General features: G+C 65.0%; 9 protein-coding genes and 1 pseudogene. 8 read left to right on the forward strand and 2 right to left on the reverse strand.

Annotated elements, in window-relative coordinates:
* Together QMC91_RS09200 and QMC91_RS09205 are read right to left on the reverse strand one after the other, a co-directional pair.
* Nucleotides 1-939: pseudogene (locus QMC91_RS09200) on the reverse strand (carbon monoxide dehydrogenase); the annotation flags it as partial.
* A 45-nt stretch (nt 940-984) separates the two neighbouring features.
* Nucleotides 985-1,329 carry a DUF488 domain-containing protein gene (locus QMC91_RS09205; RefSeq protein ID WP_209727037.1) on the reverse strand — a complete coding sequence of 115 codons (345 nt, stop codon included), beginning with the start codon at nt 1,327-1,329 and terminating at the stop codon, nt 985-987.
* A gap of 151 nt (nt 1,330-1,480) precedes the next feature.
* On the opposite strand from QMC91_RS09205, the gene QMC91_RS09210 reads away from it, so the two are divergent.
* The 8 genes from QMC91_RS09210 (at nt 1,481) to QMC91_RS09245 (ending at nt 9,719) form a co-directional block, all read left to right on the forward strand.
* Complete coding sequence (locus tag QMC91_RS09210) at nt 1,481-2,290, forward strand: cupredoxin domain-containing protein (protein ID WP_300237939.1); 810 nt, start codon at nt 1,481-1,483, stop codon at nt 2,288-2,290.
* 204 nt (nt 2,291-2,494) lie between these two features.
* Nucleotides 2,495-2,839, forward strand: coding sequence for a hypothetical protein (locus tag QMC91_RS09215; protein WP_209727038.1), 345 nt, complete (start codon nt 2,495-2,497; stop codon nt 2,837-2,839).
* A 135-nt stretch (nt 2,840-2,974) separates the two neighbouring features.
* The gene (locus QMC91_RS09220) at nt 2,975-3,502 is read left to right on the forward strand and encodes a cupredoxin domain-containing protein (protein ID WP_209727039.1); all 528 of its coding nucleotides are present in this window, start codon (nt 2,975-2,977) and stop codon (nt 3,500-3,502) included.
* Between the two features lie 76 nt (nt 3,503-3,578).
* Nucleotides 3,579-4,646, forward strand: a complete 1,068-nt coding sequence (locus tag QMC91_RS09225) for a cupredoxin domain-containing protein (protein WP_300237942.1) — start codon at nt 3,579-3,581, stop codon at nt 4,644-4,646.
* A 421-nt stretch (nt 4,647-5,067) separates the two neighbouring features.
* Nucleotides 5,068-7,284: a fasciclin domain-containing protein gene (locus QMC91_RS09230; RefSeq protein WP_300237944.1), complete on the forward strand. Its 2,217-nt coding sequence runs from the start codon at nt 5,068-5,070 to the stop codon at nt 7,282-7,284.
* An 82-nt stretch (nt 7,285-7,366) separates the two neighbouring features.
* Complete coding sequence (locus tag QMC91_RS09235; RefSeq protein ID WP_209727041.1) at nt 7,367-8,569, forward strand: universal stress protein; 1,203 nt, start codon at nt 7,367-7,369, stop codon at nt 8,567-8,569.
* 1 nt (nt 8,570) lies between these two features.
* A complete protein-coding gene (locus QMC91_RS09240; RefSeq protein ID WP_300237947.1) occupies nt 8,571-8,771 on the forward strand; it encodes a hypothetical protein in 201 nt (66 codons plus the stop codon).
* 9 nt (nt 8,772-8,780) lie between these two features.
* Complete coding sequence (locus QMC91_RS09245) at nt 8,781-9,719, forward strand: ABC transporter ATP-binding protein (protein ID WP_300237949.1); 939 nt, start codon at nt 8,781-8,783, stop codon at nt 9,717-9,719.
* Nucleotides 9,720-9,813 lie beyond the last annotated feature (94 nt).

Consider the following 9,813-nt stretch of genomic DNA (forward strand, 5'->3'; position numbering starts at 1 on the left):
CTTCTCCCGGCGCTGGATCAGTTCCTGCCCGGTCTCGATGTTCGCGATGATCCGGAGTCCCTTCGCCCCCGCAGCCTTCGCCTTCTGCTGCCACTCGTCGGTACGGGCGAGATCGATGAGGGCGAACCCGAGGAAGGGTTCGTGGCCGTTCGGGAGGATGTTGACGTAGTCGGGGTCGAGCACACCGAGGTCGACCCGCATCGGGTGCGGGCGGGGGATGCCGTAGAGGATGTCCTGGATGTACTCGAGGACGATCTGGCTCTGGTAGGCCATCGCGACGCCGAGACGCATCGCCCGCATGGCGTGGCTCGCGAACCACCCGTCGACGTTCGTGAGGCTGGCCGCGGTAACGACGGTCGTCTCCCCGTAGATCCCGCCCGGGAAGAGCCCGAGGCGTTTCCAGGCCTCTCTTCGCTCAGGAGGTGCGAGCCGCTCCACGATCCGGCTCGGCTCGTAGGTGAACCGGTGGAAGTCCTCCTCCACGAAGTCGCAGAGCCGGAGCGCGACCTCGGCGTCGCTCCCGCTCGTGTCGATCCCGAGCCGCTCGGCAAACGTCCGGAGTTTCTCCGGCTCCGCGATCGAGAACGGCGTCTTCCCTTCCGCGGTCGCCCGAAGGGTGCGGACCGCCTGCTGGGCGTGGAAGTGGTAGTTCGACGCGCCCATGACGTTTCGGAGAAGCATCATCCGCATTGCCATGCCGTCGGCGTTGATCCCGCAGACGCCCCGGTGGTTCCGGCTTGCGTCGGCCCGGCAGGGGCCGTTCGAGCAGAAGTCGCACCGGGCGCCCGACTGGCAGAAGCCGCAACGCTTGTCGGGGTCGTTCCCGAAGCCCTGGGCCTCGTAGCGGTCCCAGACGTTCGACATGCCGTCCTTCTTGAGCCGTTCGTAGACGGTTCGGACAGAGTCGTGGTAGGATATCCTGTCGCTCTCCATGGTCATGTGGAGGGGAACCGGGTTGAGGCGTAAAGAAGGTATCGGTGCAGGTTACTCCTCCTCGATATACCGCTTCAGCGCCACGGCGTTGTTATGGGTCTCGTCTTTTGCGGCGTAGAGGAGCGTGACGGCCCCCTCCTCCCCCTCCCGCCTGAGCCGGGCGAGTTCCTCCTCCTTCCCCGCGAGTTCCGCCCGGTAGCGCCGGAGAAACTCCTCCCACTTCGACGGGTCGTGCCCGAACCACCGCCGCAGTTCGGTCGAGGGCGCAAGGTCCTTCTCCCACCGGTCGAGCGACGCCTTCTCCTTCGAGATGCCCCTAGGCCAGATCCGGTCGACGAGAACCCGGGTGCCGTCGTCCCCGGAGGGCTCTTCGTAGATCCGCTTTGTGCGTATCATGGACGGGGATACGGCGCCGCCCCATTTAACCCTGTCCCCCCGGGGAACCGGCGGCGCATGAAGGAGGATTCCTGACGGGGAGGGCTATCCGGGGCGCACTGGGCGGTCTTGCGAAAGGTATATACGACCTGCATCCATCTCCCCGGCCCGCATGACGAGACTGTTGAGACTCCTGATCCTCACCCTGGTGATAGGGTGTGTGGCTCTCTTCTCCGGGGTGGTCGCCCAGGAGTATGGGAGCAGCCAGACGCCGGCCGCGGCCGGGAACCAGATGGGTGACCCAAACGTCACCATCACGTCGCCGGAGGCGAACGCCAGCATCGCTGTCGGGAACGTGACCGTCGAGGTGAACGTCACGAACTTCACGCTGGTCGAGCCGACCGGGCAGCCGAACGCGCCGGGCGAGGGGCACCTGCACTACTACCTGGACGCCCCGGTGCCGACGAATGAGAGCGAGCCCGCCATCCCGCCGGTCGGCGGCTACGTCATCTCCACGAACCTCTCCCACACCTGGGAGAACGTGACGCCGGGCGAGCATAACCTCTCGGTCCAGCTGGTCAACAACGACCACACGCCGCTCATCCCGCTCGTCTTTGAGACGATCAACGTCACCGTCGGCGAGAACGCGACGGGGAACGTTACCGGAAATGCGACCCCTGCAGCGGGCGGCGGGACCACGACCGTCGATCTGACAGCCCAGGACATTCGGTTTGACGCAAGCACGATCACGGTGCCCGCGGGAGCGGAAGTGACGGTGAACTTCAACAACATGGACGACGGTGTCCCGCACAACTTCGCTGTCTACGACAGTTCTCTCCGATCTGAGCAGATCTTCGTGGGCGATATCATCACCGGGCCGGCGATGACCACCTACACCTTCACGGCACCGGAAGAGCCCGGAACCTACTACTTCCAGTGCGACGTCCACCCCGACATGAACGGCGATTTCATCGTTGAGTGATGGGAACAGGTGTACGAGGACGGGAACGGGCAAACTCGTTCCCCCCACCTCTTTCCCTGTTACTGCCGGGGCTATGCGCGCAGGACGCGATGGAGACCCGGGTGCGTTCATCGAGATGTTGCCCGACGGCGCGTGTCTTCCCATGCCGCTTCCATCATGCCCCCGGGAAAGGTTAATACCCACGGCGTAGAGAAACGGCCCGGCATGAGAAGCATGGGGAAGGAGGCGAAGATTGCGCGAGTTCTCATCATCATATCGGTGATCTTCGGACTCTTTGCGGTTGTGACGCTCCTCGCTATCGGCATCGGGTGCCTTCCTGCAAGGCCCGGCATGCCCGGCCCCTTTCCGGCGGGGGCGCTCCTCCTTGCCGCAGTCAAGGCCGCCGGGACCGGGTTTGGGCTTGCGGCGTACCGGACAATTACCCGGGGCGACCTCCGGAGGGCCGGGCGCTATGCTCTTGTCGCAAGCTTCCTTCCACCTTTGGACCTGATTGCGCTCTTTGCCGGGCTGTTCGTCCTCTTCCCGCACAGGGAGGGCGGGGCGGGGTGACGGGTAGGGACCCCATATCGTATCCGGGCGCGTCACATCCCGGTGAAACCTCATCTGCACACATGCTATCTCCGGTCCGCCGGGCCCGGCCAAAGGGGGTAACTTATAAATATCGCGTATGGCATGGTCTCCCGCATGAGGCCTAACATAATCCTTCTTGTGGCGCTCCTTGTCGTGAGCGCTGGAGTTCTGGCCGCGGGGTGCACCCTGCCGAGCGGGAATGTCACCCCGCCGACGGCCCCACCGACCGGAACCGAGACGCCGTCTGTTACGGAGACGACGGTCGCCGGGACCGGAACCCCCGCCGCCACGGCGACGACGGCAGGCACAGATGTCACAACCACGACGACGACCGGTGTAGCGGGCGGCGGGGCCACGACCATTGACCTGACCGCCGAGAACATAGCATTCGATACCAGCACGATCACGGTGCCCGCGGGGGCGGAGGTGACGGTGAACTTCAACAACATGGATGATGGCACCCCGCACAACTTCGCGGTCTACACCGACTCTTCGGCGGCGGAGGAGATCTTTGTGGGCGACACCATCACCGGCCCCGATACGACTACCTACACCTTCACCGCACCGGAGGAGCCCGGTACTTACTTCTTCCGGTGCGACGTCCATCCCCAACAGATGACCGGGGACTTCATCGTGCAGTGATCGGTCAAACCCACTCTTCTTTTCGTCTCTGTTCCGGGGCAACGTTTATCATTTCACGATCCGATCGGTGCCCGCTATGAAACCTCTGTCGCTTCTGATAGTCGCTCTGGCAATTGCGGGGATGCTCCTCCTCGCAGCCGGGTGCGTGAGTCCCGGCGGCAACCAGACCCCGACCGGCACTGAGACCATCACTCCGACCGTGACCCCGACGACCTCCACGCCGGCGGCAACCGTGGCAGCGAACGAGACCCCTACCCGTACACCCGGGGCGGTTCCCGGAGCCGGCACGCCCCGGGTCACGATTCTCTCACCCCTCCCTTACTCTGCGGTCACGACGACGGACGTCACCATCGAGGTGCTCGCTGAGAATTTCACGCCTGGTAGCGGGTCTGCTTCCGAAAATGTCGGCAACATCATCTACAATATGGATCTCGCCCCGCTGACGGCGCCGGGCGTGCGGACGAACATGACGCTCTCCGGGGAGGAGGGCGTCTTTGCCGTCTCGACAAACACCTCCCACACCTTTACCAACGTGAAGCCCGGCACCCATACCTTCTCTGTTGAACTGGTCCACCCGGACAACACGTCGTTCGAGCCCCCGGCGGTGGCTATCTCTGAGATGGTAGCGGTCGGACCGAACGCAACGCCGCCGACGCCCGTGCCCGGCGCAGTGCTCACCCCCGGCACCGTGACGGGACTTCCGGCCATACAGCCCTCGAACACGACAGCCGCCGGGACCGAAACCCCTGCCGCCACAGTGGCGACGACAGCGGCAGCAAACATTACAACGGCAGCGACTACCGGTGCGGCTGCAAATGCCACAACCGGAGCGACCGGTGCGGCGGGCGGGGGGACTGCGACCGTTGACCTGACAGCCGAGGACATAGCATTCGACACGAGCACGATCACGGTGCCCGCGGGGGCGGAGGTGACGGTGAACTTCAACAACATGGATGACGGCATCCCGCACAACTTCGCGGTCTACACCGACTCCTCGGCGTCTGAGGAGATCTTTGTGGGCGACATCATCACCGGCCCCGATACGACCACCTACACCTTCACGGCACCCTCCGAGCCCGGCACCTACTTCTTCCGCTGCGATGTCCACCCCCAGCAAATGACCGGCGACTTCGTCGTGCAGTAGGTGTGCCTACCGGCGGGAGATCCCCCGGATCTCCCCGTCCTTCGCTCCCGATGTCGCCCGGCATTGACGTCCGCGCTCAAGGATCTCCATGCCGGAATCGAGGGAGAGCGCCGTCAGCATCCCGCGAGTACGATACTCGCGGTGATCCTTCCGGTATCGCCGGGGTCCCGATCACGCCTGCACTCTCCATCCACCTCATCTAGACGGATGCATCACTGCAGGGCGGGCGGAGCCCCCTGACCCTCCGGTCGATCGGGCTAGGGTCACGGTCTGTCGCCCCGCCGGGGAAGAAGGCCTCAAAAGAGCGAGCAGGGCGGTCGTATCCGTGTGCAGCCGCCTGGGATGCCTCGCACCCTTGGCTCCCGGAAAGTATATATCGTATCAGACCCTCGCCCCCGCCCCGTATGAACCTTCATACACAATGTATGGCTTCCTTGCGATAGCAATCTGCCTCTGCCTCATTGGAGGTGTTGCAGCTCAGCAGGAAGGGACGAACACCATTGCGTCGCCAGCGGCGACGACGCCTGCCGGCGAGGCGGGCAGTCTCGACCTCACCAATGCGAACGCCCCCCAGGCAACGAAGTTCACCAACAACACCTCGGTAACGACGTTCGGAGATGTTCCCGGATTTGTTCCGGAAGTGAGCCTGGAACTTGTAGTGGACAACTTCACCACCGCGCCGATGATGGTTACGACGGCGCCGGGCGACGAGACAGGCCGGTTCTTTGTCGTCGACCAGATCGGCGTGGTGAAGATCGTGGATGCAAATGGGACCGTGCTCCCCGAACCGTTCCTGGATCTCCGGGACAACCTCGTCGGACTCGACCCGACCTACGATGAGCGCGGCCTGCTCTCCATCGCGTTCCACCCGAACTTCACGGAGAACGGCAAGGTCTACGCCTTCTACAGCGCGCCCTTGAGACCGGAAGCCCCCGAAGGATGGAGCTGCACGAACCACATCTCTGAGTTCCAGGTCGACCCTGAGAACCCGAATGTGGTGAACAACTCTTCCGAGAAGGTCCTGATGTACATCGACAAGTCGTACCAGAATCACAACGGCGGTGAACTTGACTTCTCCCCCGCCGACGGATACCTCTACATATCGGTCGGCGATATCGGTAGAGCAGATGATACCGGGGACGGGCATACTCCCGGTATCGGGAACGGCCAGGATCTTACGAAGATCTACGGCAAGATCCTCCGGATCGACGTGGACAACGTCACTGCCACCAATGTGACGGTTCCACAGAATGTGACCGGGATGATGAACCAGACAGGCAACATGACCGTCAACCGGACGGAAAACCCGCCCGAGCCGACGTGGACGACGTTTGCCGGCAGCCTCTACGGCATCCCGGACGACAACCCGTTTGCCAAGACCCAGCCTGAGATCCTTGATTCTTACGCCTACGACTCCGTCCCGCCCGAGATCTACGCCTATGGGTTCCGCAACCCGGCCTACATGGCCTTTGACTCCGGCGGCAGCAACGCCCTTTTCATCGGCGAAGCCGGCCAGAACCTCTTTGAGGAGGTTGATGTCGTCTTGAACGGCGGGAACTACGGCTGGCACATCCGCGAGGGCACGCACTGCTTCGACCCGAACGCCACCACGGCTCCCGGTGCGTCCTGCAACTCCACCGGACTCCAGGGCGAACCGCTGATCGGCCCCATCTTTGAAGGTGGCCACGACCTCGGCGTCGTCATCGTCGGCGGCGACGTTTACCGCGGGACGGCCGATGTCGGGCTTCAGGGCAGGTACCTCTTCGGCTACTGGAGCGACAGCCGGACTGTAGGAAACGGCACTCTCCTCGCCGCGACACCCCCGACGGGATGGGCCGAGGGTGCATTGCCGGAGACCGCCGCGAGCCTGACGCCTGACGAGAACGCGATGTGGGAGGCCCAGACGGTGAACGTCACCGCCCGGAACAACGAGACGCTGGGCGCGTTCCTGCGCGGGTTCGGCGAGGACGCAAGCCAGGAGATGTATGTGCTGACGAACGATGTGGGTGGCCCTGACAACACCACCAGCACCGGCAAACTCTGGAAGATCGTGCCGCCCACCGCCGTCACACCGGCCCCGGCACAGAACCAGACTCAGAACATGACAGGGAACCAGACCGGCGCCATGGTCGGGGGGCAGGGGATGGGAGCGGGTGCGACCCTCCTCTCCTCCCACTCCTCGCCGGATCCCGCCGGGAATATCATGGAGGTCCTTCTATCGACCGAGACCAGCATCCCCCTCGAGGAGAACCCGGCGTTCGGAAACTTCACCCGGTTCACGGGCCTCCTTCAGTCGACGGGCGTTGCCGTCACGCTTGAGAGTCCCGGACCGTATACCATATTCGCCCCGACCGACGCCGCGTTCGACCGTATGAACCCCGGCACCCTTGAGTCGGTCCTGAACGGCTCCTCAAACAGCACGGAGGTCGTGCTCTACCATATCGTGAACGGCTCCTACACGCTCGACGATCTCGGTAACGTCTCGACGCTCCGAACCCTGCAGGGCGAAAATCTTACCGTAAACGCTACCGGCACGGCCGTCATGGTGAACAACGCCACGGTCGCGATCCCCGAACTTTTAGCCGACAACGGCGTTATCCAGGGCATCGATACCGTCCTGCTGCCGTCCGGGGCCTGATCTTCTCGCCTCCATTACGACCCCGGATAATCATACCCGAAGCATTTATGCCGTTTGTGCAGTTCTTCTCCCCTGTTTTTGCATGATGTATCAGCAGGTCTTTGTCGGTGTGGACGGATCTCCCTGTTCCGACCTGGCGGTTGACGCGGCCCTAGCCTTCGCCTCCGCCGCCGGTAAGGGCAGGTGCACCGGCTGCCACGTTTATGCCGCCCGGATGCACCAGCGGCGCTTTGAGGACATGGAGCCCGGCCTCCCGGAGCGCTACCGGGAGGAGGAGCGGCTCGGCTCCCTGCGGGCGACGCACGACGACCTGATATCCGGCGGGATGGCGCTCATATCGGACGCCTATCTCGCGCCGCCGGCGGCGAAGGCTGCCGCACGGGGCATTCAGTTCGAGCCGGTTACGGCCGAGGGAAGGGGCTACGTCGAGATCCTCCGCCTCATCCGGGAGCGCCGGCCGGATCTTACGGTACTCGGCGCGACCGGGCACGGGCAGACGCCGGGGCTCCCCCTCGGGAGCCTTGCCGAGCGGATGCTCCTGTATGCCCGCGAAGGGGATCTCCTGCTGGTGCGGCGGCCCTGGGACCTGAAGAACCGCCCGGTCGTCGTGGGCGTGGACGGGAGTGACGGAAGTTACGCAGCCCTCGCGCGAGCGGCCGCGATTGCCGCCGCCTTCGATGCGCCGCTCGAGGCGGTGGCCGTCTACGACCCGTTCTTTCACGCCGGCGTCTTCCCGGTCATCGCCGACGCCCTGCCCGAAGAAGCGCAGCGGAGGTTCAATTTTCCGGCCCAGGAGCGCCTCCACGACGAGATCATCGATCGGGGCCTCGAGCACCTCTACCGGCGGAATCTGGAGCGCGGGGCGGCCCTCGCGCGAACCCTGGGCGCCCGGGTCCATACGGCGGTCGTCGCCGGGAGGGTCTGCCCGCAGGTGCACCACTACGCGGCGGTCAGGGGGGCGGGGCTCCTCGTCCTCGGCCGTTACGGGCTGCATCGTGAGGAAGAGTCGTTGATCGGGTCGAACGCCCAGAACCTTGCCCGGATAAGCACCACGAACGTCCTCGTCGTCGCGCCGCCAGCAAAACCGGTCGCGGTACCAGACCTTTCTGTCGACGCGATACCCTGGACCCCGGAGGCGGAGAGCCTTCTTTTGCGGGTGCCGCCGTTTGCGCGGGGGGCGGCGCGGACGGCGATCGAGGAGCACGCCCGGGCCCGGGGCCTCTCCCGGATCACGGAGAGCACCGTGCAGGACGTGGCCCGGCGGTCCGGTATGGGGGGCGGTTAGCGTGCAGGTCCCCGACGCCCGGGTGGTCGTCTTTTCTCGGACGAAGAGGTTAGCTCCCGATTTTCACCGGCATATCTTGCGCGGGAAGGTCATGGGGCAGACCGTCCGCCCGGGCGACCGGATCCTCGTCTACGAGGTCGCCGAGACCGTCCCTTCGGGGACGGTGCGGGTCACCCGGTCCACGCTCCTTGAGTTCCGGTGAGGGAGAGGGATGGTTGTCGCCCTGCGTGACGTGACGAAGCGGTTCGGCTCCGTCCTGGCGCTCGATGGGGTCACGCTCGACGTGGGGGAAGGGGAGATCCTCGGCCTCCTCGGCCCCAACGGGTCGGGGAAGTCCACCCTGCTCAAAGTCGTCGCTCGCCTCATCCCTCCCGACGAAGGGACCGTCACGCTCCCGGCGGACGGGAGGGCGATGATGCTCCGGACAGGAATGCTCTTTGACCACACCGTCCACTGGGAGACACTCACCGGCTACGAGAACGCCCGGTTCTTTGCCCGCTCCTACGGCATGGACCCGGAGGCGGCGCATGCCCGACTTCGGGTCCTCTTTTCGCTCTTCGGGCTCCGGGACCGGTGGGACGACCCGGTCTCTACCTACTCCTACGGGATGCGGCGGAAACTCGGCCTGATCGAGGCCCTGGCGCACGAACCCTCCCTCGTCCTGCTGGACGAGCCGTCGATCGGCCTGGATTACCGGGCGAGGGGCACCCTTGCCGGCCTCCTGCGTGCGGCGGCCCGGCGGGGTGCTGCGGTCGTCTTCTCCACGAACGACGTGAACAAGGCGGCCGGGCTTGCCGACCGGGTTGCTCTCTTTGACCGGGGCAGGCTGCTCGTATCCGGGGAGCCGTCCGCACTCGTCCGATCGCTCGGTGCGAAGGTGACGATCGATCTCCGGCTGGCGGCGCCGGTCGCGCTCCGGCCGCTACGCGAGGTTTCCGGCGTCGAGGGCGTGGATGCAGAGGGGCGGGAGGACGGATTTTGCGTAACGGTGATAGCCGCGCCGGACGGGTCCGGCCCGTCGTCTCTTCTCGCCCGGGTCGTCCACGCGGTGGCGGGAGAAGGCGGGGTGGTCGTGGGTGTCGATCTCCGGGTTCCGGGGCTCCCGGACGTTGTTCTCGCGTATACGGGAGGGATGGCTGATGTACCCTGACTCGTTCTTCAAAAAGGAAGTCCTTGAAGACCTCCGGGACCGCCGGGGGCTCTTCCTCAAGTTCGCCCTGCCGGCGGCGCTCTTGCTGCCCCTC

The sequence above is a fragment of the Methanoculleus sp. genome (assembly GCF_030019085.1).
Classification (GTDB): domain Archaea; phylum Halobacteriota; class Methanomicrobia; order Methanomicrobiales; family Methanoculleaceae; genus Methanoculleus.